The following is a 22239-nucleotide window of genomic DNA, read 5'->3' as shown; positions in this document are numbered from 1 at the left end:
CATAAATAAGGCACTGATGGCTTGTCAAGTCTTGCCTGTGCTCAGTCGATAAAGGCGCTAAGGTTTCCTTAAAAAAGGATAACTATCATTTAGCCATCAGCTGGGTCGATTCCATGAGTTGCAGGTGGCTGCTGACAGATGCCGTGCGACCGCGCGCGCGATAAACCGGCAGCCATGGCGACGTCACTGGCGCTTGGTCGAAGACAATCTACGCTTGAGGTCGCAGAGACGCGCCAGGGCATGCGCAGCGGCGCTGCAACCCTGTCGGCGCCTCTTACGCTGCTGCAGGACAACGATGATCACATGCGCGCGTTTCTATTCCTGTTACCGGTTTACAGCACCCCTGAAATCCCCACCGATATCGCCCAGCGTGAAACGTCCCTGATCGGCTGGACCTATGCACCGTTGGCCATGCGGGAGGTGATGAGCAATCTGGACCCCTTGAACCACAGGCTGCACTTGAAGCTTTATGACGTCAATGAAGGTCGGCAACTGATCTACCAGACCCCGGAAAACGATCATGATCAGGAGGTCTTGCAGACCTATGCTTTCGAGCGGGAGATCTATGGGCGCGTGTGGCGCATGGAGGTAGGTGCTCACCCGGTATTTATCGCGGCCCTCGATCCGGTCCCGGCGGGCAGGGTGTTCCTCATCGGCACGCTGGTCAGCCTGATGTTGACGGTGCTGGTCGGCACGCTGCTGCTGTCCCGTCAGCGCAAACAGCAGGTGGTTGCCGGTCAGGCCAGGCTGGCAACAATCGTCGAAAACTCCAGCGACGCGATTATCGGTGAAGCCCTGGACGGTCGAATCATCACCTGGAACCGGGCTGCCGAGCAGATGTTTGGCTACGACGAGCACGAAGTGCTGGGCTGCCCGTTGGCGCCACTGCTGGTTCCGCCAGAGCTGGTTCATGAAGACGAACAGCTGTTGGAAAGGGTGGCCCGCGGTGAGCGCGGGCCGACGCTGGAAACCCGGCGGCTGCACAAGAACGGCCAGTTGATCGATGTGACCATTACCTGCAGTTTCATCCGCGAGACTGACGGCACCATACTCGGCGCGGCGAAAATGATGCACGACATCACCGACCGCAAGCGCGTCGAACGCTACCTCATGGAGTTCAACGCACAGCTTGAACAGCAGGTCAGCGAGCGCACTGCGGAGCTGTCCAGAGTGGCGGGTTTGCTGCAGGGTGTGCTGGACGCTTCTTCGGAGGTTTCGATCATCGCTACCGATACACAGGGGCAGATCTTTGTGTTCAATCGGGGCGCTGAATTGCTGCTGGGCTACAGTAATTCGGAAATGCTCAGTGGCAATGGCCCAGGGGTGTTTCATCTTCCTGAAGAAGTGGCTGCACGCTCCGCTGAGCTGAGTCGTGAATACGGCACCCTGATCGAAGGTATTGACGTCTTTTGCTGCAAAGCGTCCCGTGAAGGCTCGGAAACCCGGCAATGGACCTACGTGCGCAAGGATGGCACGACGGTGCCTGTGCTGATGATTATCACCCCGATCCGTACCGCCGACGGAGAACTCATCGGTCATCTGGGTATTGCTCAGGACATCACCGAACGGCTGCACCACAGCGCCGAGTTGCACGCGGCCAAGTCCAGCGCCGAGGCCGCCAACGCGGCCAAGAGTCTGTTTCTGGCCAACATGAGCCATGAAATCCGCACGCCCATGAATGCCGTGATCGGCATCTCCCACCTGCTGCACAACACCGCCTTGAACGACCAGCAGCGTCAGTTGCTGACCAAATTGCAGATCGCCGGCCGGACATTGTTGGGGATCATCAACGATATCCTCGACATCGCCAAGATCGAGGCGGGAGAGATGCGCCTGGAACATAACCCCTTCAGTCCCCGGCAATTGCTCGACGAACTGGGCGAGCTGTTCACGCCCCAGGCACAGGAAAAAGGCCTGCGCTTTTCTATCAACGTTGTAACGCCGCTGCCTGGCCAGTTGAGAGGTGACGCTTTGCGGGTCAACCAGATCCTCATGAATCTGGTCGGCAATGCGCTCAAGTTCACTACCGTGGGTGGTGTCGATGTGACGGTGAGGCGTGAAGACGATCACGCCGACACCTGCTGCTTGCGCTTCTCTGTGCAGGACACCGGCTGCGGCATACCGGGCGATGTGCTCGGCCAGTTGTTTTCGCCGTTCACACAGGCGGATGCGTCTACCACAAGGCGGTTTGGCGGCACCGGACTGGGTTTGTCGGTCGTGCGCGGGCTGGCCGAGCAGATGGGCGGCCGGATAGGGGTGGAGAGCGAACTCGGCACAGGCAGCGAGTTCTGGGTGGAGTTGCCGTTCCAGATCAGCCAGAGCGACCTGGAGCCGTCCGGCCCGGGAAGCAGTCTGGAGGTCATGCTGCTCAGCGACGACGCGCAATCGTCCATGGCGTTGCAACGCTTATGCCGCGGCCTGGGCTGGCGTGTGGCGAGTCTGACCGGCGAACATGACCTGCGCACTGCCTTGCAGGAGCGTAATCACGTTAACGCGGCATTGCCGGATGTACTGTTGGTGGACTGGCAGCAGCCGCAGGTTGAGGAGGTGCAGCAGTTGATCGAGGCAACGCCGCTTCCGGTCATTCTGGTGACCCCGTCCGAGATCCGGGCAGAACTGCACCCTCTGGTCGACAAGGTATTGCTCAAGCCGCTGGACAGCTCGGCCTTGTTCAACGCGGTCAACGCTTGTATCGCCAGGTATCAGGGCAGCACCGAACGGGTGATCCAGGCCACGCGGATGGATACCTCCATGACGCTATGGTTGAGTGGATTGCACCTGCTGCTGGTGGACGACAGCGAGATCAACCTGGAGGTCGCCAGCCTGTTGTTGCAGCAGCAGGGCGCTGTGGTCCAGACCTGCAGCAATGGTCTGCTGGCCCTTGAACGACTGCGGCAGACACCGGATTTCTTCGATGCTGTGCTGATGGATGTGCAGATGCCGGAAATGGATGGCTATGAGGCGACGCGGCGCTTGCGCAGCGAACTGGGCCTGACACGATTGCCCGTGCTGGCGTTGACCGCAGGCGCCCTGGCAGAAGAGCGGCGGCAGGCCGAGCTGGCGGGTATGGACGATTTCCTCACCAAACCTCTGGACCCCGCGGCCTTGATCCGGGCGGTACGTCGTGCGGTCGAGCGTGTTCGAGGCGCTCCGCTGGCGGTTGGCACCTTGCTGCAGGAAGCATCGACAGGCTCTGCATGGCCGGTTATCGAAGGTATCGACACCCAGGAGGTCGCCGCTCGGCTAGGCAATGATGTGCCCTTGTTTCTCTCGTCCCTGCGGCGCTTTTTCAGTGAATTTGCCGCGTTCGGCGAGAGCGAGAGTGTTCTGGCACGGGCGCGACAAAACCCCGATCAAACAATGGCTGATCTGCACAAATTGCGCGGTTCTGCACTGCTGCTTGGTGCCACACAAGTGGGCCTGCATGCCGGGCAGGCGGAAACCCTGCTGCGCAACGGTGCGGACCCGGAGCAAGCGTTGCGAGCCCTGAGTGCCGCTTTCCATGCTTTGCAAGACCGCACGCCGTTGCTTGAGGAAAGGACACCGGCCCCGCGTATCGATGCGGATCCCGATGTTTCCCGACAGGCATTGTCGACCTTGCGTGAACTGCTTGAAAACCATGATATCGCTGCGCTGGACCAGTTTCCGCTGGCTGCTGTGGCGCTTCAGGAGCTGGCCGGACAGGCACTGGTCGAACAGCTCTGGCAGACCATTGAAGGGCTCGAGTTCGAGCAGGCACTGCACCTGCTCGAGCGTGCGGAATTATAAAAAGGAGCGTCACCCACCATGCAACCTGTACCTAGCCTGCTGATTGTCGATGATGATATTTCCGCCATTCGCGTATTGAGCAAAATTCTGAACGGTCTGGGGCGGATTCGTTTTGCCACGGGCGGTGCCCAGGCCTTGAAGATGGTCCGGGAAATGCGTCCTGACCTTATCCTTCTCGACGCCGAGATGCCCGGAATGAGCGGTTTTGAAGTCTGTGAGACGCTCAAGGCCGATCAATTGCTGGAAGACGTTCCCGTCATCTTCATCACCAGCCACATCGAAACCCGTATCGAGGAAGCCGGACTGGCGCTGGGGGCGGTGGATTTCATCGGCAAGCCTATTCAGCCGTTGATCGTCACGGCGCGAGTAAAGACCCACCTGCGCTTGAAAATGGCGATGGACCAGCTCAACCTGCTGGCCCAGACCGATGGGCTGACGGGGCTGGCCAACCGGCGTTTCCTCGACGAGAGTATCGCGCGCGAATGGCTGCGTATGCGGCGCAACCAAGGTGCGTTTTCGCTGCTGTTGCTCGACATCGATTTCTTCAAGCGTTACAACGATCACTATGGCCATTTGCAAGGCGATGATTGCCTGATTGCCATCGCACACGCCTTGAAAAAGTGCGCGCACAGGTCGACCGATCTGGTAGCTCGTTATGGGGGCGAGGAGTTTGCCGTGCTGTTGCCGGATACCGGGGCAGAGGGCGCCTGTCGTCTGGCGGATGAAATCGTGCAGCACATTCAAGGCCTCAACAAGCCCCATGAAACCAGTGACTTCGGCCGGGTGACCGTGTCGGTGGGGGTAGCAAGTCTGGAGGCTGGTGCGCTGCCCGTCCCGAGCCCGGGCGCTGCAATCGGCCTTGCGCCTGACTTGATCGCCATAGCGTTGCTGGCGGAAGCCGACCGGGCCTTGTACCGGGCCAAGCATGAGGGGCGAAACTGTAGCCGGTTTGAGCCGATACAGGTTGCGCCTTGAGTCTGCCATACCGATGGCATCTTGCTTCAAACCGCATTCTTCTTGAGCTCTGCTTCAAGACGGTCAACGAACAGGCGTACCCGGTGAGGTACGCGGTGGCGGGTTGGCAATACGGCCGTCACCGACAGCTGCTCTGGGATGACATCCTCGAAGTGTATCTGTTGAAGACTACCTTCACGGATTTCCTGCTGAACGTCCCAATAGGTCAGCATGGCCAGCCCCAGGCCCTGTTTGCACGCCTTGCGCACCGCTTCGACGCTGTTGGCCGAGAATGCCCCCTGAGCGCGGATGGCCACCGGTTCGCCCTCTCTGATGAACGGCCAGTAAGGCATCGCATGCAAGGTGATGCACGGGTGTTGACCGAGTTCGTCCAGCAACGATGGCTGGCCGCGCCGCGCCAGGTAGTCGGGGCTTGCACACACGACCCGAGGGTTGGGTGCCAGCGATCTGGCCACCAGGGCGGAGTCACGTATCGTGGCAATCCGAATGGCGACATCGATGCCCAGCCCGGCAATGTCCACGATGCTGTCCGACAGCGTCAGGTCGATGCTCAGTGCCGGATTGTCCTGCATCAAGGCTGGCAGCAGCGGCATGATGACGGTCTGACCAAACACGCTGGGTGCTGTGACCCGTAATACGCCACTGGCCGTACCGGCATCGGCCTTCAGCGTCGCGCGGGCGGTTTCGCTGGCGTGCAGCATGGTTTTGGCGTGCGGCAGAAACACTTCGCCCTCCGGCGTCAGTGATGCCGAGCGGGTTGTGCGGTGCACCAGCCTGACGCCCAGGTCGTTTTCCAGCGCAGCCAGACGCCTGGAGATGGCCATCGGCGACAACCCGAGTCGACGCGCCGCTTCCGACAGACTCCTGCTGGAAGCAATGGCGGCGAACACCTCTATATCAGATATTTGCATGGATTCTATCCATTTTCGTTAAAGCGCCTTATCTACACGGCCGGGTTCCAATGGGCTGCGCCAGCCCTTACCGTTACTGCAGGTTCTGTCAATGACTGCGGGCAATCCGCAGCCGGTCTGCACAGTGAGGATTTGAAGCATGAGCGAGACAAACAAACACGTTACAGCCCCGTTCGACAGAGGTCATCTGAAACTGAAGAACAGGTTTGCGGTGGCGCCCATGACACGCGTGAGCGCGGACGAGCAGGGCAGTGCAACGCAGGCCATGACGCGCTATTACGAGCGGTTCGCCAAGGGCGGTTTTGGCCTGATCATCACCGAGGGCAACTACACCGATCGCCGTTTTTCCCAGGGCTACCGCTTCCAGCCCGGGCTCACTGATGACGAGCAGGCGCAGGCATGGCGTGCCACGACCGATGCTGTGCACCGGCATGGCAGTGTCATGATTGCGCAGCTCATGCACGCCGGCGCACTCAGCCAGACCAATCGCTTCGTCAGCGAGTCGGCGGGCCCTTCGGCCATTCGTCCCAAGGGCGAACAGATGGCGTTCTATTACGGCGCGGGCAGCTACCAGGTTCCGCGAGGCGTGAGTGACAAGGATATTGCCGAGGCCATTGATGGGTTCGCCCGCGCGGCGCAACTGGCTATCGGCATTGCAGGCTTTGACGGTGTCGAGATACATGGTGCGAACGGCTACCTGCTGGATCAGTTTCTGACCGACTACAGCAATCAGCGCACCGATCAGTGGGGCGGTGGGGTCGGACAGCGCCTGCGACTGACGCTCGATGTCATCGCCGCAGTGAAAAAGGTCGCCGGGCAGGCACCGGTGGGCGTGCGTCTTTCACAAGGCAAGGTCAACGACTTTCAGCACAAATGGGCCGGGGGCGAGGGCGATGCCGAAGTCATTTTCGCTGCGCTGGCCGATGCCGGGGTCGATTACATCCATGTGACCGAACACGAAGCATGGCAGCCGGCCTTTACCCAGGGTCAAGCCAGCCTGGTCGAACTGGCCCGTCGCTACGCGCCGGATGTTGCGCTGATCGCCAATGGCGGCCTGCACGATCCGCAAAAAGCCGACCAGGTGCTTCGCCAGGGTGCGGACATCATCGCAGTGGGCAAGGGTGCGCTGGCCAATCCGGACCTGCCACAGTTGTTGCGTCAGGGCGCGCCACTGCGCGACTTCGATCCAGCCATTCTCGGGCCGATTGCCAACATCAAAGACAGTGAGCTGGTCTAGTCGTTTGTGACGAACATCAGCGCTGGCTGAGCATGCGCAATGCCTCGTTGAGAGGTGTTGCGCCCTTTGCCAGTTCGATGATCTGGCGGGATATCTCGGGTCGATCGACCAGTGCAGCCAGGAAAGCGGCTACGTCATCGCGCGGTACTTCGCCATATGCCATAGCCGGACCTGCGCAGACTTCACCGGTCCCCGGGTTGTCGACCAGGGTGCCTGGCCTGAGAATCACCCAGTCCAGTGCGGAAGAGGCCAGATACACATCGGCTTGTTTTTTCACCCGCATATAATTCTCGAAGCCAGCGGAGGTGTCCGTGCCGCGTGCTGCTTCAGGAAATGCCGACACCAACAGGAAGCGATTGACCCCGGCAAGCACGGCTGCATCAACAGCGGTTTCCAGGCCCTTGCCATCAATGGCATTGGTCAGCTCAATGCCCGCGCCGCCAGCCCCGGCGGTGAAAACCACGACATCGCTGCCTGTCATCGCAGCGGCCAATCGCGAAGCGTCCAGCTCGGTGAGGTTGCCGAGCAATGGTATGGCGCCAGTCGCTTTGATTGCCGCCGACTGGTCTTCTTTACGGTGCAGTGCGATCACTTCATGAGCGCCGCCGCCAAGGTTTTTCAGAAGGCGCTGGCCGACCTTTCCGGCTGCGCCGATGACAAAAACTTTTGACATGAAATCTTCCTCTGGTTGGCCGTGCGCCGACGCTCAGCAATATCGGCGCATTCCAGCCGCGTTAACCTTCGAATTGATGGTAGACCTTGGCAATCACTTTCCAGCTGTCGTCGATTTTGATCAGCGTCAGGTAGTCGTTGTAGTCCGCACCAATAGCATCCTTTTCCATATCGACCCGGACCACTGCCGTGGTGGGCGTAATGGCAAGGACGTCCAGGCGCGTTGTGATGTCTGGAGCGGTACCATTGGTTTCGACGAAGGTGTACAGGTTACTGATCGGTCCACCCAGCAGTTGACCATTGGTGAAACCATACATCACCGCATCTTTATGAAAGGCTTCCTCGATAGTGGCAACGCTGCCTGTACGCAAGCCTTCTACGTACTTGCCGGCCGTTGCGATAACTGCGTTGTAATCGGTGGTCGGGACGGCTTTGATGTTCTTGCTCATGGGGTATTACTCCTGGATTAGGAATTGTTTGCCTTGCGGGTGAATCAGGATTGTCTGTCCGGTTACCAGTCCTGACGGGTTGGCGAAATGATCAGATCGTTCACGGTTACGTTGGCTGGCTGATTGAGGGCGTAGATCACGGCGCGGCTGATATCCTCAGGCGCAATGGCGATCTCATTAAGCGCTTTGGCTGCCTTGCGGCCTTCAGGATCAGTGACCTTGTCGGCCCAGCCGGTGTTGATCACCCCGGGGCTGACCGTGCTGACGCGGATACCGTGCTGCACGCCCAGTTCCTTGCGCATCGATTCGGTCATCGCCTGGACAAAGAACTTGGTAGCGCTGTAAACGCCCGCTGCCGAACCGACCTGATGACCTGCGACCGAATCCATGTTCAGGATCTGACCAGCCTTCTGTTCGAGCATGAACGGCAGGACTGCCGCTATGGAGTTCAGGTAGCCCTTGATGTTTACGTCGACCATCGCGTGCCAGTCCCGAGTCGCGAGATCGACCCAGTTGGAGAACAGCATCAGGCCTGCGTTATTGACCAGAATGTCCACAGAGCCATAGGTGTCATTGGCGAACTGCGCCATCCGTTGTGTTTCGTCAGCGCTGGTGACGTCAGTCACGCAGCTCACTGCCTTGTAACCGCAAGCCTGTAGATCACTGACCAGAACGACCAGACCTTCTTCGTCGCGTGCGGCAGCCACGACATGGGCACCATATGCCGCCAGCGCTTTGGCTGTTGCTGCGCCGATCCCCGACGAGGCGCCGGTGACGATGACTGTTTTCTTGTCGAGATAATTCATGTGGTGTTTTTCCTTTGTCGCGGTATTTCCGGGATCCTGGGAATTGATGAAGGGGAGGAGGCCGGCAGTGGCTTAGTACTTGCCCATTGGCCAGTCGATATAGCCTTTGGCACCGCCGCCGTAGTACGACTCACGTGGTGCAATGGTCAGCTCGGCACCGTGGCGCAGACGGGCGACGAGGTCGGGGTTGGATATGAACAAGCGGCCGAAAGCCACGGCGTCGATCTTGCCCTGCGCCCGACGCTCGATCGCCATCTTCAGGTCATAGTTGTTATTGCCAATGAACGGACCGTTGAACCCGGCGCTCAGGGCATCCATGTCGACACCCTCCGGCACTTCACGGGAGGTGGCAGTGGCGCCTTCGACAAAGTGCAGATAGGCCAGATTGAATGTGTTCAGTTGCTGGATCAGGTAGCCATGAAGGCCCATGACGTTGCTGTCGGGTGCCGTATTACCGGCGTCGGGGGTCACGGGCGACAAGCGAATACCCACGCGGTCACTGCCCCAAATATCCACGATGGCCTGGGTGACTTCCAGCGTCAGGCGAGCGCGGTTTTCTATCGAACCGCCATACTGGTCGGTGCGCTGATTGGTCGAGTCGCGCAGAAACTGGTCCAGCAGGTAACTGTTGGCCGAATGGACTTCAACGCCATCAAAACCGGCCCTTTTGGCGTTCTCTGCGGCGTGTTTGTATTGCTCGATGACGCCGGGGATTTCGCCGGTTTCCAGTGCGCGCGGCATGGAGACAGGTACAAAACCGTCGGCGGTGTAGGTATTGCCCTCGGCCTTGATGGCGGAGGGCGCTACCGGTGCCTCGCCGTTGGGTTGCAGGTCGACACTGGAAAATCGCCCCACGTGCCATAGCTGGCTGACAATCTTGCCTCCTGCTGCATGTACAGCGTCGGTCACCAGGCGCCAGCCTGCGACTTGTCGGTCACTCCAGATTCCCGGGGTCGCGGCATAGCCTCGACCCTGAGCGGAAATGTTTGTCGCCTCGGCGACGATCAGCCCTGCCGTAGCGCGTTGTGCGTAGTAAGTTGCGTGCAGTTCATTGGGAACACCATCCTCGCCGTAGCGGCTGCGTGTTACCGGTGCCATCACAATACGGTTCGCCAGCTCCATGGAGCCCAGGGTGACGGGGGAAAACAGGTCGGTAGTTTTACGGGAATCATTCATCAAATACTCCATATAGTAGACCAGTCGTCTACTTAAAAAGACAAAAAAAATGCCCGCTACCGCAGCAGGCGTTTGGTCATGGTCAGTGCTTTTTCGAAAGATTCGGTGGACTTGTTCACCTTCGCCAGAAGGGAAGCGCCAAGCCAGAGCTGATAGAGGGATTCTGCGAATCCTTCATGATCGCCCTCGGGATGAATGCTGTCGTCGGCGACACCCATGTCGACACAGGCAGTGATGCGTTTGATGATTTTTGCTGTGCCGACCTCGAGCACGCCACGCATGTCTTCAGACAAATCGCAGACTTCCGCCCCCAGCTTGACGACCAGGCACTTGCCTTCGGGAAAGTCGGTGCCCTGGGTTTCTATCCAATAGTTGAAGTAGGCCAGTAACCGCTCGGCGCCGCTTCCGGGGCGTGCCATGAGGGCGTCGACTCGACCCAGGTACTCGGAAAAATACTCTTCCAGCAGCGCCTGACCGAATTCTTCCTTCGATTTGAAGTAGTAATAGAACGAACCTTTGGGTACACCAGCCGTGCTTAACACCTCTGCGAGGCCGACGGCGGTATAGCCTTTGTTCGTCATGAGCGAGCGGGCCACATCAATGATGTGCTGTCGCATGTCCTGAGCTGGTTTCTTCATAATGCCGAGCATCCTAAACGTAAACCGACCAGTCGTCTAGTAGGTTTTTCTGAATAGGCTTGCGCAAAAAAACTCAGCAAATGTATACCGCATAGGCTTTGACTCTATCCCCCCTGTGGGGATACAGTGCCGGTCTGAATTATCCAGACTGGAACTCAAGCCATGAGTGAACACGACCATCCCCACGGCCATACGCACCAGTCCCACGAAGCTGTCATCAAGCGCCTGAAACGGGCCGACGGTCATTTGCGCGGCATCATCACCATGATCGAAGAAGGGCGCGAGTGTGTGGACATCGCCCAGCAACTGCACGCGGTCGAGAAAGCAGTGTGCCAGGCCAAGCGCACGTTGATTCAGGATCATATCGATCACTGCCTCGAAGACATGCTCGGTTCACTCGCCAAGGGTGAGCGGGCACCGCTGGAAGCCTTCAAGCAAATCACCAAATACCTTTAGGTCTCGCATGCCGAATTTCGTAGAGCTGTTGCAGCAAGGTGGTTCGCATGCCTGGCTGTATTTCCCCAGCGCCATTCTGCTGGGCGCGTTGCACGGGCTGGAGCCCGGGCATTCGAAAACCATGATGGCGGCGTTCATCGTGGCCATTCGTGGCTCCGTGAAACAGGCCGTGATGCTCGGCGTCGCCGCTACCGTCTCGCACACTGCCGTTGTCTGGCTGGTGGCCATCGGCGGGATGTATCTGGGGCAGGGGCTGGACGCTGAAACCACGGAGCCTTATTTTCAGCTCGCGTCGTCTGCCGTGATCATCGCCATCGCGCTGTGGATGCTGTGGCGCACCTGGCGTGGCGAGCAGCTGTATAAGTTCGAAAGTGCCCGGCTCAGTCACCGGCATACAGGCCATGGCCATGGCCATGAGCACGACATTGACTTCAAAGAGCATGAGCACGGTCACAGCCATGACCACAGCGATCTGGGCGGCTTGAGCCTGAGCGCCGAGGGCTACCAGGATGCCCATGAAAAGGCCCATGCCGACGACATCCGCAAGCGCTTCACCCATCGAGAGGTCAGCAATGGCCAGATCCTGATGTTCGGCTTGACCGGGGGACTTATCCCTTGCCCGGCGGCCATCACCGTGCTGCTGCTGTGCCTGCAGGTGCAGCAGGTCACGCTGGGCGCGATGATGGTGATCTGTTTCAGCGTGGGACTTGCCATCACGTTGGTCACCGTTGGTGCGGCCGCCGCCATCGGTGCGCGAAGAGCCTCGAATCGTTTCCCCTGGCTCAGTGCCGCCGCTCGACGCGCACCTTACCTGTCCAGCGTCCTGATTATTTGTGTCGGGATGTATGTAGGAATCAACGGCTGGATCGGCCTGCACTCGTGAGCTGGCCTGATACTTGGGCGTGGCGGCTGTCACAAAAATAATTTGTGTTTCTTGAAAATATATATTGATTTTTATTGGTGTCGCCCGGCTTTAGCATGAGTGGAACTTGAACAAGTCGCCGGGCAGTGATTAAGCCGCCCGGCCTCACACGCCACCAAGAGCTGCAATCGGAGTCCTGATGAGTCTTTCTCCTTTCCACCTTGCAATCCCGGTTTATGACTTGGCCGCGACACGTACCTTTTACGGTGAAGTGTTTGGTCTTTCCGAAGGGCGCTCCAGCGCCCAATGGGTCGACTTCGATTTCTACGGGCATCAGTTGGTGATTCATGAACACCCGAAAACCGCCTCTCAAGAGAGCGTGCACAGCAACCCGGTAGACGGCCACGACGTGCCGGTTCCGCACTTCGGCATCATTCTGGAATGGGCCCAGTGGGAAGCTTTGGCCGAGCGCCTGAAATCCTTCGGCACCGAGTTCGTCATCGAACCCTACATTCGCTTCAAGGGGCAGGTGGGGGAGCAGGCCACCATGTTCCTTTTCGATCCCTGCGGTAATGCGCTTGAGTTCAAGGCGTTCAAGGACATGAGTCAGCTGTTCGCAAAATAGTAAAAGGCCTGGCGCACATCATTTTGCGCCGGGCCTGCTTGCGCGGGCGCAGCGCTAACGAGTCAGAGCGTGCTCGTTAATCAGTTGCACCAGTGCGCTCACCGGTTCGGTCAGGCTGCGGCGAGCGCGATGTACCAGCCCGATATCGCGATGGAACGTGTGCTCTTTCAGGTCTACAGAGCGCACACCGGCGTGCCATGTCTGCAGGGTTGCCGTTTCCGGAACCAAGGCTACGCCGACGCCGTTGGCGACCAGTTTGATGATCGCATCCAGTTCATCGAGCTCGCAGACTTCGCGCAGCGAGACATGGGTCTGGCGCAGGAACCGGTCAACCTGTCGGCCACCGAACGACGATCGATCGTAACGAATGAATGGATGAGCCGAAACCAGCTCGGCCCAGTCATCCCCCGGCATATCGGCAGGCACGATAAGGCGATAGGGCTCACGGACCAGCGTCGTCCAGCGCAGGTCGCTTTGCAGTGAGAAGGGCGGGCGGATGATCGCTGCCATGTCGATCTCGCCAGCGTCCACCTGATTGACCAGGTCCATGGAAAGGCCGGGTATGACGCGCGTCCTGCATGCGGAGAATTGCTGATGAAACCGAGCGAGCGCTTCCGGCAGAAAGGAGCGTTGCACAGAGGCAATTGCGCCGATGGTCACCAGTACGCTGGCGGGTAGCCCGACCGTAGTAGTGCCCAGGCTGCTGAACTGGCGCACCAGGTCCTGACCTTGCAGCAACACCTGCTGCCCCATGCGGTTGAGCTGGGCTGAACGTCCTTTTCGGTCGAACAGCTCGACGCCCAGTTCAGCTTCAAGGCGTTGCATCTGCGCACTGACAGCGGCCTGGGTGAGCCCGATCTTGCTGCCCGCCGCAGCGAACGTGCCTTCTCTCGCCACGGCAATAAACGTTTTCAGTTCTTTGATCATGGGCAAAGAATAATTGTATTTTTACTGAAAATGCATTTGTTTATTTTGTTTTTGCTGTCTATCCCATGTCCTCGGCCACACCCTGATCCTCCCCGAGAAACCCGCCGCTCTGGTGCTGCCACAGCCGCGCATAGGTGCCGTTTTTGCCCAGCAGTTCTGCGTGGGTGCCTTGTTCGATGATGCGGCCGTCGTCCATGACAATGAGCCGGTCCATCGCTGCGATGGTAGACAGGCGATGGGCGATGGCGATCACGGTCTTGCCTTTCATCATTTCATCGAGGCTTTCCTGGATCGCCACTTCGACTTCCGAGTCCAGCGCACTGGTGGCTTCGTCGAGCAGCAGGATCGGGGCGTTCTTGAGCATCACCCGGGCGATGGCAACGCGTTGGCGCTGGCCGCCCGACAGCTTGATACCGCGCTCACCCACCAGCGTGTCGTAGCCACTGTGGCCTTGCTTGTCACTCAGTTGGCTGATGAACCCATCGGCCTGGGCACTGGCCGCGGCGCTGTGGATTTGCGCGTCAGTCGCGTCAGGGCGGCCATAGGCGATGTTGTCGCGAATGGAACGGTGCAGCAGGGACGTGTCCTGAGTGACCATGCCGATGGCGCTACGCAGGCTGTCTTGAGTGACGTGCGCAATATTTTGCCCATCGATACTGATTGCTCCTTCATCTACGTCATAGAAGCGCAACAGCAGGTTGATGAGTGTGGATTTCCCGGCACCGGAGCGACCCACCAGGCCGATTTTTTCACCCGGCCGAATGGTCAGGTTCAGGGCATCGAGCACCTGACGTTCGCCGTTGTAATTGAAACTCACATTGTCAAAGGTTACCGCGCCACCCGTGGTGACCAGGGCGGCTGCATCCGGCGCATCTTTAACCTTGGGGCCGCGGGTCAAGGTTTCCATACCGTCCTGTACGGTGCCAATGTTCTCGAACAGCGAGGTCATTTGCCACATGATCCAGTGCGACATGCCATTGACGCGCAACGCCATGGCGGTAATCGCCGCTACGGCACCGGTGCCGACCTGACCCTGATGCCACAGCCACAGTGCATAACCACCTGCACCCATGATCAACGCGACCACCAGCACCTGATTGACGATCTCGAACTGGCTGACCAGACGCATCTGGCGAAAGCCGGTCAGCTTGAAGTCCTCCATCGCTGCGCGTGCGAAGTGCGCTTCACGTTTGGAGTGGGAGAACAGCTTCACCGTGGTGATGTTGGTGTAGGCGTCCGAGATACGCCCGGTCATCGATGACCGCGCGTTAGCCTGCTCCTGTCCAACTTTGCCCAGGCGGGGCACGAAGTACAGCATGGCCAGACCGAACAGGGCGATCCAGGCAATGAAAGGCAGCATCAGCTTCAGGTCGAAGCCGCCGGCCAATGCAATGATCGCGATGAAGTACACCCCGATTCCGGGTGCGATTTCGATGAGTGTGAATAGCACCTCACGCACCGACAGTGCCGTCTGCATCACCTTGGTGGTGACACGGCCAGAGAACTCATCGGAGAAAAAAGAAAGGCTTTGTCGCAGCATCAACCGATGGAAATCCCAGCGCAGACGCAATGGCAGGTTGATCGCCAATACCTGGTGCTGGACCATCGTACGCAACGCGACCAGCCCGATGCTGGTCAGCAATACCAGGCCGATCCCCCACAGCACGCTGCTTTCCTGCATGGCCGTATCGTCGCCGGCCTTCCAGGCCGACAGCAGGTCCACTACCTGCCCGAGAAAAGAAAACAGCCAGGCTTCGTAAATCGATACGCCGGCACTCAGTAGCGCAAGCGCCAGGATGTAGCCACGGGCTCCCCGTGTGCAGGCCCAGAGAAACCGCACCAGACCGTCTGGAGGCGGCGGCACCTCGTCGGGCGGGAAGGGGTTGAGCCATTTTTCAAACGCGCGAAGCATGGTGCTCTCCGAAAGGATTTAGTGAAGATTCTGGCATTGGACGCCTGTGCGCAATGCATCAAGGCGTTACCAGGGAATGCAGACGTGTCTGGACCTGCGGGTCATTGGTCGTCGGTAACAATACGCAGACTATCCCACAGGCCCATCATTTGAGTGACTGCGGCATCCAGTGTGGCATGTGGAACATCGTCGCGAGCCAGTGTAGACAAGCCCAGAAGAAAACTGTCGAACGCAGCAGCGAGAGCCTCCGGTATCACCGTCGCGGGCAATTCCCCTGTAGCAACGGCGCGGTGGATGCAGGCAACGATACCCGCACGATTCAGGTTCCTGGCTTTTGCGAGCGGTGCGGAAATCGCCTTGCTCTCTTCCGAGCACGTGCTCATAAGGCCTAACGCCACCAGGCAGCCCTTGGGATGATCGGGCTCGCACTGCATTTTTGCGGACCGGCGAAGGGTGAGTTCAATCGCCTCCCTGGGCGGCAGAGTGTTGTCAAACAGGCTGTCGGTAACCCGGCCGTGGGTGGTGAGGTAGCGCTCCATCACCTCATTGAACAGCGCTTGTTTCGAGCCAAAGGCGGCGTAAAAGCTTGGCGCGGTAATGCCTCCACCTATGTTCGCCTTCAATTGGCTCAAGGATGTCGCATCGTATCCATGCTCCCAGAACAAATGCAGCGCCTGAGTGATTGCCACGTCACGGTCAAACGTGCGTGGACGTCCCATCTGTGCCATACCAGGTCTCCTCCAGAATTATTTAAATACTAGTCGATACATAAGTCGTTGACTACCTGGCAGGCGCTGCCTATATTTGTATCGATCAGTATATTAGTGCAGAGATTCGAATGATGACAGACGAGAAACAGAGCGAAAAACTTCCGCTCGGGGCATTGCTGGCCCTGGCTATGACAGGGTTCATTTGCATCGTGACCGAGACGTTGCCTGCGGGTTTGCTGCCCGAGATCGGCAGTGGCCTGGGAGTCTCGGCATCGTTTGCAGGGCAAATGGTGACTGTTTACGCGTTGGGCTCACTGCTGGCAGCCATTCCGCTGACCATCGCTACGCAAAGCTGGCGCCGCCGAACAGTCTTGTTGCTGACGATTGTCGGCTTCCTGGTGTTCAACTCCGTCACTGCGCTGTCTTCCAGCTACTGGCTGACCCTGATCGCGAGGTTTTTCGCTGGCGTCTCTGCGGGGCTGGCCTGGAGCCTTATCGCGGGCTACGCACGACGTATGGTCGTTCCCCAGTTGCAGGGCCGCGCGCTGGCAATCGCAATGGTGGGAACGCCCATCGCGTTGTCATTCGGCGTGCCTCTGGGAACCTGGCTGGGCGGGTTGATGGGCTGGCGCATGGCATTCGGGTTGATGTCCGCAATGACCCTGCTGTCGATCGTCTGGGTGTTGATCAAAGTGCCGGACTATCCTGGCCAGTCCGCGTCAAAGCGCATGGCATTGCGTCAGGTCTTTTTCACCCCAGGCGTACGCTCGGTACTGGGAGTGGTCTTCACCTGGATGCTGGCTCACAACATTCTTTATACCTACGTCGCGCCGTTTGTTTCCGAGGCCGGGTTGGCGAGGGACGTCGATTTGGTATTGCTGGCATTCGGTGTCGCCGCGCTGGCGGGCATCTGGGTAACGGGACGGCTGGTTGATCGTCATTTACGCAAGACGGTGTTGACCAGCCTCGCGAGCTTCGCGGCGGTTTCGGTGTTCCTGGGTCTGTTTTCTGGCTCGGCCCTGGCCATCTATGCAGGCGTATTTATCTGGGGTCTGACCTTTGGCGGTGCCGCCACGCTTCTGCAGACCGCGCTCGCCGACTCGGCAGGCGAGGGCGCTGATGTGGCGCTTTCGATGAATGTCGTTGTCTGGAACAGCGCTATTGCAGGCGGCGGGTTACTGGGTGGTGTGTTGCTTGGACATTGGGGCGTGGGTGTATTTCCCTGGGTCTTGTTTGTGTTGTCAGTGCTGAGCCTGATTATTGCGCTACGGGCGCAGGTTCATGGTTTTGCGAGAGGCGATCGGCTCCTGGAGTAAATCGGTGCCAGTGGCTGGAGGCAACCACTGGACTTGCTCTTTGCTCAACAGACGGCGGTCGGCCAGGCGGGCGCCATGGCGTGATCGGGTCACCGGCCGATCACTCATCAGGCGATGCTGTAAGCGTTGAATGCCTTGCCCTGTTGCAGCGCGGTGACGATGTTTTTACGGGTCACCGGCAGCTCGCTGCCTTCATTGTCGACGAAGGTTGTTTCCTGCAGTTCGGCGGTATCGCCTTCACCAACAAAGGTGAAACCAAGGAACTCGAGGGCCTCTCGGTCGACATTAAGGTTGGAACGCGGGGGGCGCAACGGCAGGCTGACACTCTGGCCGTCCTTGCTGATGGTGTAGACCTCGGCTTCCTTGCGGGCACGCGTCGTCTTGCTCTTGGCGGTATTGGGGTTGCTGATCGCCTGATGCGTCTGGTTCAGCACCTTGAGCGCCAGGCCGTAGACCAGCTCCTGAAACGCAGGGTCATTCTTGTAGCTGGACAGGATCCGGCTGATAGGGAACTGCGTGCCAAGATCGGCCAGTGCTGCGCTGTCTGCCGCTTCGGCATCCTTGAGGCGTTTCAGTTCGCCCATCAGTTCGTAGGCTTTGTCGTCATCGTGCTCATCCTGCGCCAAGCGAATGGCGGCACGCAGCTCACGTATTTCTTCGCTTTCCTTGGCGGTCTGGAACGCATCAAGCACCATCTCGCTGATGGTCTTGGCCTGCGGCACGTGCTGGGAAAGACCAATTGCGCTTTCGTATTCCAGCTTGGAGGAGGTCAGGGCTTGGTTGGTCTGGGAATCAGGCATTGAATTTCACTATTTCAGGTTTGAGGCGCGAAAGGCTCACGGCGTTTCGGGGGGCGTAATTTAGTGGAGCAGCGCGAGGATGTCACGGACCATTAGCCAGGAGGTCCAGTCAGCAGCTAGGCTTTAACCGAAGACAAGCAAGAAGTGAAGGCGCTGGCCAGACCCGCTATCAGGGTACGAAAGATGCATAGAGCGTTCAAAAGTCAATTTGATGACGCACCCATGAAGCATGTATACCGTTCCTCAGTCAGGCTCGCGCCTTCCATGCTCACCAAAGCACTGATTGGCTTTATTGCTCTGGTGTGTGTATCGCTGGTTTTGGCTACAGCCTGGCAGATGAACCAGTCCAGACGTGAGCGTGTCGCTACCGCCACAATTACGGTTTCAAACATCGTTCTTGCTGCTGAGCAGCAAGCTCAGGATACGGTACGACAGGCTGATAATACGCTGCGTGATCTCGTGGAACGCGTGGAGCACGATGGTGTAGAAGGGCCTCAGCAAGCTCGACTGGCGAAGCGGATGGCTCAGGACGTGTTGAACGTCAACGGCATTCAGGGGCTTTTTATCTACGATGCCCAAGGCAACTGGGTCGCCAACTCTTTTTCTCAAGGTATACAGGTAAAAAACAACGGTGACCGCGCGTACTTCGTCTATCACCGCGACAACGCCGACGAGTCCATCCACATCGGTTCCATCATTGAGAGCCGCAGCACGGGAGACAGGGTCATCCCTATCAGCCGACGTATCAATACTGCGGATGGCACATTTGCAGGTGTGGCTCTGGCGACTGTGCCTGTGGCCTATTTTCAATCATTCTTCAAACGCATGGATGTGGACGACAAGGGCGTTATTTTTCTCGCGCTGAACAATGGCGACCTGCTGGCTCGACGACCGACGCTGGCAGCATTGATGACCACCAATATCGCCAAAGGTGATCTGTTCACTCGCTATCTGCCATACAGCGACAGCGGCACCGCTGTGTTGAGGTCTGTAGTGGATGGCGTGGAAAGAATTTATGCCTATCGGCGGGTGTCCGGATTGCCCATCGTCGCCGCCGCTGGTGTGTCCTGCGAGCATGTATTCGCCCCTTGGTGGGCTTATGCATATCGATCCATGGCTTTGGTCGGCATGATCAGTTTGACCCTGGTTTTACTCGGCATCCTGTTATACAGGCAAATCCGGCACCTGATCACTGCGGAAAATGAGTTGAGTATCGCCAGAGCCGACCTTGAGATCATCGCCAAGACCGACAGTTTGACGCATCTGGCCAATCGGCGTTGTTTCGACGCTACCTTTCAACTGGAGTGGGAACGAGCTTCCAGAGATAACTCATCCATCGCCCTTATTTTGTTGGATATTGACTGGTTCAAACAATACAACGACCGCTACGGCCATCTGCGGGGCGACGACTGCCTAAGCCAGGTAGCAGGGCTTATCGGAAGTGGTATCAAGCGGCCTGGCGACCTGGCCGCACGATATGGCGGAGAAGAGTTTGTGATTCTGTTGCCTGGCACAGATTTAACAGGTGCTTTAAGCGTTGCCGAAGAGGTCAGGTTATCCATTGAAAACGCGTTAATAGAGCATTCCGCCAGCCCGCTGGGCAACGTAACAATCAGCTCGGGCGTGGTGGCGATCAACGCATCCGAGAAGGAGGGTTACACAGCAGCCCTCAGGGAAGCAGATCGACTTCTTTACTGCGCCAAAACCAGAGGTCGCAATTGCGTCGAGGGGCGGTCGATGGTCCATTCCACACGAAAGCAGTTCATAGGCCAGCCCGTTCTGGATTCAGGCCACTGCTGAGTAGGGGTCTTATAAAGTCGTGACAGCTTTCTATCATCCCAAGGGCCTTTCGACGACGAGCTTAAAGTTTCCAGCTTTGAGTCGATAGCCTCTTTAATATGTCAATCATAATTGAAAGGCGGGAATCTCGCATGCGCCTCCGAAACCTCAATTTAGCTCCCCGAGCTGCCTTGTTTTTCACGTCAATCTGTTGGCGGTGATGCAGAATTGCCCTCCCTGATGGGGCAAGACTGCCCCAACATGGATAGGTAGATGCCCAGTACAGACGGCCTTAGCCTTGAAGGTTGCCTGGGTCAGCGTTTTTTCGGCAGATGGGTCAATTCTTCATCAGCGCCTACACCCCAATTGCGCCGAGTGTACGAGCGATCGCGAATGGCGATTTCTAACGCGGATCTGGGTGGTCATGGCAGGTATTCAATGCTCCCCCATATACTTGATGACCAACTCGGATCCGGCAAACCCTTGGTGGTTCGATGAGTCGATGTGCCCATCGGAAGTTGAGGCGAAATGCCCCCTCACCAGAAACGTTCACTCACGTGCAACTCCCGATGACCGTGGAAGATGTTCAGCTGAACGTGGCTGCCATACATCGCGCCGGTGTCCTTGCCCCAATCGTGTTCCTGCATGGTTTTGGTTCGACCAAGGAGGACTATGCCGACATCGTGCAGCAGCCCGCGTTCGCAGGTCACCCTTTCGTGGCGTACGACGCATCGGGTTGTGGTGAAAGTCAGTGCGATGATCTTTCCAGGATTGCCATTCCCTTTCTTCTGCAGACAGCGCTGCAGGTGCTGGCACATTTCGGCATCGAACGTCCCCGACACGCCCCGGGCTATGCCAGCGCGCTGTATTCTGCGAGCTTGCAGCACAAGGTACGTGCTGGCGCGGTGCGGGGGATTTTTCAGTCGATGGTCGATCTCTCCGATAACGCCGATTTGATGGGCAAATTCCTCGGGTTGAAATGCCCAAGGATGTTCATGTACGGAGAACAGAACGCTTCATTGTCCTATCTCTCGCATATCCAGGCCGAGGGTGTCCGGCTAGCGCCGATTCCTGATTGCGGGCATTTTCCGATGTATTCCAACCCCATCGCGATGTGGCAACAGATCGCCAATTTCCAGGCGAGCAGCCTTGCCGGGTGAACAAGTCCGAACTGACGGGTTCCCGATTCGTTCACGGGAACCTGGCCAAGCCAAGACGTTTTAAAATCAAAAGCAAATTCAGCCACTTCTCCTACCTTCGTCGGCTAAGTGTGCGAGCTCGTTCGTGGGCATCAGAACTAGGTAGGGTGGAGGAATCCGCTGGTCATTGTATATGGCAGTGAGCGCCATGCTCAGCGGATGCCTTTCACGAAACTATCGGATCAGTTGCGGTCGATCTGCTGCATGTGCATGTCTGACATCCGCTCGCCATGCACCGTCACTTTGGAGAAGTCACGCTCCATTGCCAGGAGATCATCATGGGTCAGTTGAATATTCAAAGCACCGAGATTTTCAGTCAGATGGTCTACTCGTCGTGTACCTGGGATAGGCACGATCCATGGCTTTTGAGCGAGCAACCAGGCAATCGCGACTTGCGCAGGCGTTCCGTCTTTTGTCTTGGCTACTGTTCTCAGAATGTCTACGACCGGCATGTTTGCTTTCATGTTTTCGGGGAACATGCGCGGGAATGTGCCTCGGAAATCGGTCTTTGGATCGAACTTGGTGTTAGCGTCCATTGTGCCAGTCAAATAGCCTTCTCCCAGCGGCGCCCATGGCACGAAACCAATCCCCAACTCTTCACAGGCCGCTAGTACGCCGTTGTGTTCCGGGTCCCGATGGAAGAACGAGTATTCCGTCTGAATCGCTGATAAAGGCTGCACCGCATGCGCACGGCGAATGGTTTTGGCACTGGCTTCAGACAGACCGAACTGCAGGATCTTGCCTTCTGCGATTAGATCCTTGATAGCACCCGCTACTTCTTCGATGGGTACGTTAGGGTCAACGCGATGTTGGTAGTAAAGATCGATACGATCGGTCTGTAGTCGTTTGAGTGACTCTTCGACGACTTTTTTTATGTGGTCCGGCCGGCTGTTCCCCCCGGTGTCAGGGTAGTTGTCGTGTCCCCCGCTTTTTAAAAAGTATTCCGGGGGCGGCAAGAGTATGGTCATGCCTTTCTACTCAGAAGAACGTAAAGCTGCACTGCTGAAAATGATGCTGCCAC

The 22239-nt window shown here is 58.0% G+C and carries 20 protein-coding genes; 9 read left to right on the top strand and 11 right to left on the bottom strand.

Features of this window, described 5'->3' with window-relative positions; genetic code table 11:
• Positions 1-138: 138 nt before the first annotated feature.
• Both RGM3321_RS17415 and RGM3321_RS17410 read left to right on the top strand, forming a co-directional pair.
• A complete protein-coding gene (locus RGM3321_RS17415) occupies positions 139-3768 on the top strand; it encodes a PAS domain S-box protein (RefSeq protein WP_244394101.1) in 3630 nt (1209 codons plus the stop codon).
• An 18-nt stretch (positions 3769-3786) separates the two neighbouring features.
• Complete coding sequence (locus RGM3321_RS17410; RefSeq protein WP_244394100.1) at positions 3787-4743, top strand: diguanylate cyclase; 957 nt, start codon at positions 3787-3789, stop codon at positions 4741-4743.
• 26 nt (positions 4744-4769) lie between these two features.
• Here the strand turns inward: RGM3321_RS17410 and RGM3321_RS17405 are convergent, their stop codons facing one another.
• Entirely contained in the window at positions 4770-5654 is an 885-nt protein-coding gene (locus RGM3321_RS17405) for a LysR family transcriptional regulator (RefSeq protein WP_244394099.1), read from the bottom strand.
• 139 nt (positions 5655-5793) lie between these two features.
• Between RGM3321_RS17405 and RGM3321_RS17400 the strand changes: the two genes are divergently transcribed.
• Positions 5794-6891, top strand: a complete 1098-nt coding sequence (locus tag RGM3321_RS17400) for an NADH:flavin oxidoreductase (RefSeq protein ID WP_244394098.1) — start codon at positions 5794-5796, stop codon at positions 6889-6891.
• 16 nt (positions 6892-6907) lie between these two features.
• Here the strand turns inward: RGM3321_RS17400 and RGM3321_RS17395 are convergent, their stop codons facing one another.
• The 5 genes from RGM3321_RS17395 to RGM3321_RS17375 form a co-directional block, all read right to left on the bottom strand.
• Positions 6908-7564, bottom strand: coding sequence for an NAD(P)H-binding protein (locus RGM3321_RS17395; protein WP_244394097.1), 657 nt, complete (start codon positions 7562-7564; stop codon positions 6908-6910).
• 61 nt (positions 7565-7625) lie between these two features.
• The gene (locus RGM3321_RS17390; protein WP_003400789.1) at positions 7626-8012 is read right to left on the bottom strand and encodes a nuclear transport factor 2 family protein; all 387 of its coding nucleotides are present in this window, start codon (positions 8010-8012) and stop codon (positions 7626-7628) included.
• A 62-nt stretch (positions 8013-8074) separates the two neighbouring features.
• Complete coding sequence (locus RGM3321_RS17385) at positions 8075-8818, bottom strand: SDR family oxidoreductase (RefSeq protein ID WP_244394096.1); 744 nt, start codon at positions 8816-8818, stop codon at positions 8075-8077.
• Between the two features lie 72 nt (positions 8819-8890).
• Positions 8891-9994 carry an alkene reductase gene (locus RGM3321_RS17380; protein ID WP_244394095.1) on the bottom strand — a complete coding sequence of 368 codons (1104 nt, stop codon included), beginning with the start codon at positions 9992-9994 and terminating at the stop codon, positions 8891-8893.
• Positions 9995-10050: 56 nt separating this feature from the next.
• On the bottom strand, positions 10051-10632 hold the full coding sequence (locus tag RGM3321_RS17375; RefSeq protein WP_011268097.1) for a TetR/AcrR family transcriptional regulator: 582 nt from the start codon (positions 10630-10632) through the stop codon (positions 10051-10053).
• Between the two features lie 162 nt (positions 10633-10794).
• Here RGM3321_RS17375 and RGM3321_RS17370 point away from each other — a divergent pair, with 162 nt between their 5' ends.
• The 3 genes from RGM3321_RS17370 to RGM3321_RS17360 all read left to right on the top strand — a co-directional run bounded on the left by RGM3321_RS17370 (position 10795) and on the right by RGM3321_RS17360 (position 12575).
• Positions 10795-11088 carry a metal-sensing transcriptional repressor gene (locus RGM3321_RS17370; protein ID WP_244394094.1) on the top strand — a complete coding sequence of 98 codons (294 nt, stop codon included), beginning with the start codon at positions 10795-10797 and terminating at the stop codon, positions 11086-11088.
• Between the two features lie 7 nt (positions 11089-11095).
• A complete protein-coding gene (locus tag RGM3321_RS17365) occupies positions 11096-11971 on the top strand; it encodes a nickel/cobalt efflux protein RcnA (protein ID WP_244394093.1) in 876 nt (291 codons plus the stop codon).
• A 178-nt stretch (positions 11972-12149) separates the two neighbouring features.
• Entirely contained in the window at positions 12150-12575 is a 426-nt protein-coding gene (locus RGM3321_RS17360; protein WP_024660034.1) for a VOC family protein, read from the top strand.
• 54 nt (positions 12576-12629) lie between these two features.
• Here the strand turns inward: RGM3321_RS17360 and RGM3321_RS17355 are convergent, their stop codons facing one another.
• The 3 genes from RGM3321_RS17355 to RGM3321_RS17345 all read right to left on the bottom strand — a co-directional run bounded on the left by RGM3321_RS17355 (position 12630) and on the right by RGM3321_RS17345 (position 16142).
• Positions 12630-13502 (bottom strand): LysR family transcriptional regulator, encoded by an 873-nt coding sequence (locus RGM3321_RS17355; RefSeq protein ID WP_244394092.1) that lies wholly within the window; start codon positions 13500-13502, stop codon positions 12630-12632.
• 58 nt (positions 13503-13560) lie between these two features.
• Positions 13561-15414, bottom strand: a complete 1854-nt coding sequence (locus tag RGM3321_RS17350; RefSeq protein ID WP_244394091.1) for an ABC transporter ATP-binding protein — start codon at positions 15412-15414, stop codon at positions 13561-13563.
• 101 nt (positions 15415-15515) lie between these two features.
• Positions 15516-16142, bottom strand: coding sequence for a TetR/AcrR family transcriptional regulator (locus RGM3321_RS17345; RefSeq protein ID WP_244394090.1), 627 nt, complete (start codon positions 16140-16142; stop codon positions 15516-15518).
• A gap of 110 nt (positions 16143-16252) precedes the next feature.
• Here RGM3321_RS17345 and RGM3321_RS17340 point away from each other — a divergent pair, with 110 nt between their 5' ends.
• Positions 16253-17440, top strand: a complete 1188-nt coding sequence (locus RGM3321_RS17340) for an MFS transporter (protein ID WP_244394089.1) — start codon at positions 16253-16255, stop codon at positions 17438-17440.
• Between the two features lie 107 nt (positions 17441-17547).
• Here the strand turns inward: RGM3321_RS17340 and RGM3321_RS17335 are convergent, their stop codons facing one another.
• Positions 17548-18240: a hypothetical protein gene (locus RGM3321_RS17335; protein WP_244394088.1), complete on the bottom strand. Its 693-nt coding sequence runs from the start codon at positions 18238-18240 to the stop codon at positions 17548-17550.
• A gap of 222 nt (positions 18241-18462) precedes the next feature.
• Between RGM3321_RS17335 and RGM3321_RS17330 the strand changes: the two genes are divergently transcribed.
• Together RGM3321_RS17330 and RGM3321_RS17325 are read left to right on the top strand one after the other, a co-directional pair.
• The gene (locus RGM3321_RS17330; RefSeq protein WP_244394087.1) at positions 18463-20040 is read left to right on the top strand and encodes a diguanylate cyclase; all 1578 of its coding nucleotides are present in this window, start codon (positions 18463-18465) and stop codon (positions 20038-20040) included.
• Between the two features lie 548 nt (positions 20041-20588).
• Entirely contained in the window at positions 20589-21179 is a 591-nt protein-coding gene (locus tag RGM3321_RS17325) for an alpha/beta hydrolase (protein ID WP_244394086.1), read from the top strand.
• A 221-nt stretch (positions 21180-21400) separates the two neighbouring features.
• On the opposite strand, the gene RGM3321_RS17320 is transcribed toward RGM3321_RS17325, so the two are convergent.
• On the bottom strand, positions 21401-22186 hold the full coding sequence (locus tag RGM3321_RS17320; RefSeq protein WP_244394085.1) for an aldo/keto reductase: 786 nt from the start codon (positions 22184-22186) through the stop codon (positions 21401-21403).
• Positions 22187-22239 lie beyond the last annotated feature (53 nt).

The sequence above is a fragment of the Pseudomonas sp. RGM 3321 genome (genome assembly GCF_022836805.1).
Lineage (GTDB): Bacteria > Pseudomonadota > Gammaproteobacteria > Pseudomonadales > Pseudomonadaceae > Aquipseudomonas.
Note: the sequence above shows the minus strand (reverse complement) of the source record. Positions and strands in the feature narration are given on the sequence as shown.

Coding starts and splice junctions, on each gene's coding strand:
- RGM3321_RS17335 (WP_244394088.1), bottom strand. CDS start 18,240: ATGCCTGATTCCCAGACCAACCAAGCCCTGACCTCCTCCAAGCTGGAA.
- RGM3321_RS17390 (WP_003400789.1), bottom strand. CDS start 8,012: ATGAGCAAGAACATCAAAGCCGTCCCGACCACCGATTACAACGCAGTT.
- RGM3321_RS17350 (WP_244394091.1), bottom strand. CDS start 15,414: ATGCTTCGCGCGTTTGAAAAATGGCTCAACCCCTTCCCGCCCGACGAG.
- RGM3321_RS17340 (WP_244394089.1), top strand. CDS start 16,253: ATGATGACAGACGAGAAACAGAGCGAAAAACTTCCGCTCGGGGCATTG.
- RGM3321_RS17410 (WP_244394100.1), top strand. CDS start 3,787: ATGCAACCTGTACCTAGCCTGCTGATTGTCGATGATGATATTTCCGCC.
- RGM3321_RS17395 (WP_244394097.1), bottom strand. CDS start 7,564: ATGTCAAAAGTTTTTGTCATCGGCGCAGCCGGAAAGGTCGGCCAGCGC.
- RGM3321_RS17375 (WP_011268097.1), bottom strand. CDS start 10,632: ATGAAGAAACCAGCTCAGGACATGCGACAGCACATCATTGATGTGGCC.
- RGM3321_RS17330 (WP_244394087.1), top strand. CDS start 18,463: ATGAAGCATGTATACCGTTCCTCAGTCAGGCTCGCGCCTTCCATGCTC.
- RGM3321_RS17385 (WP_244394096.1), bottom strand. CDS start 8,818: ATGAATTATCTCGACAAGAAAACAGTCATCGTCACCGGCGCCTCGTCG.
- RGM3321_RS17405 (WP_244394099.1), bottom strand. CDS start 5,654: ATGCAAATATCTGATATAGAGGTGTTCGCCGCCATTGCTTCCAGCAGG.
- RGM3321_RS17320 (WP_244394085.1), bottom strand. CDS start 22,186: ATGACCATACTCTTGCCGCCCCCGGAATACTTTTTAAAAAGCGGGGGA.
- RGM3321_RS17325 (WP_244394086.1), top strand. CDS start 20,589: ATGACCGTGGAAGATGTTCAGCTGAACGTGGCTGCCATACATCGCGCC.
- RGM3321_RS17370 (WP_244394094.1), top strand. CDS start 10,795: ATGAGTGAACACGACCATCCCCACGGCCATACGCACCAGTCCCACGAA.
- RGM3321_RS17365 (WP_244394093.1), top strand. CDS start 11,096: ATGCCGAATTTCGTAGAGCTGTTGCAGCAAGGTGGTTCGCATGCCTGG.
- RGM3321_RS17380 (WP_244394095.1), bottom strand. CDS start 9,994: ATGAATGATTCCCGTAAAACTACCGACCTGTTTTCCCCCGTCACCCTG.
- RGM3321_RS17355 (WP_244394092.1), bottom strand. CDS start 13,502: ATGATCAAAGAACTGAAAACGTTTATTGCCGTGGCGAGAGAAGGCACG.
- RGM3321_RS17360 (WP_024660034.1), top strand. CDS start 12,150: ATGAGTCTTTCTCCTTTCCACCTTGCAATCCCGGTTTATGACTTGGCC.
- RGM3321_RS17345 (WP_244394090.1), bottom strand. CDS start 16,142: ATGGCACAGATGGGACGTCCACGCACGTTTGACCGTGACGTGGCAATC.
- RGM3321_RS17400 (WP_244394098.1), top strand. CDS start 5,794: ATGAGCGAGACAAACAAACACGTTACAGCCCCGTTCGACAGAGGTCAT.
- RGM3321_RS17415 (WP_244394101.1), top strand. CDS start 139: ATGCCGTGCGACCGCGCGCGCGATAAACCGGCAGCCATGGCGACGTCA.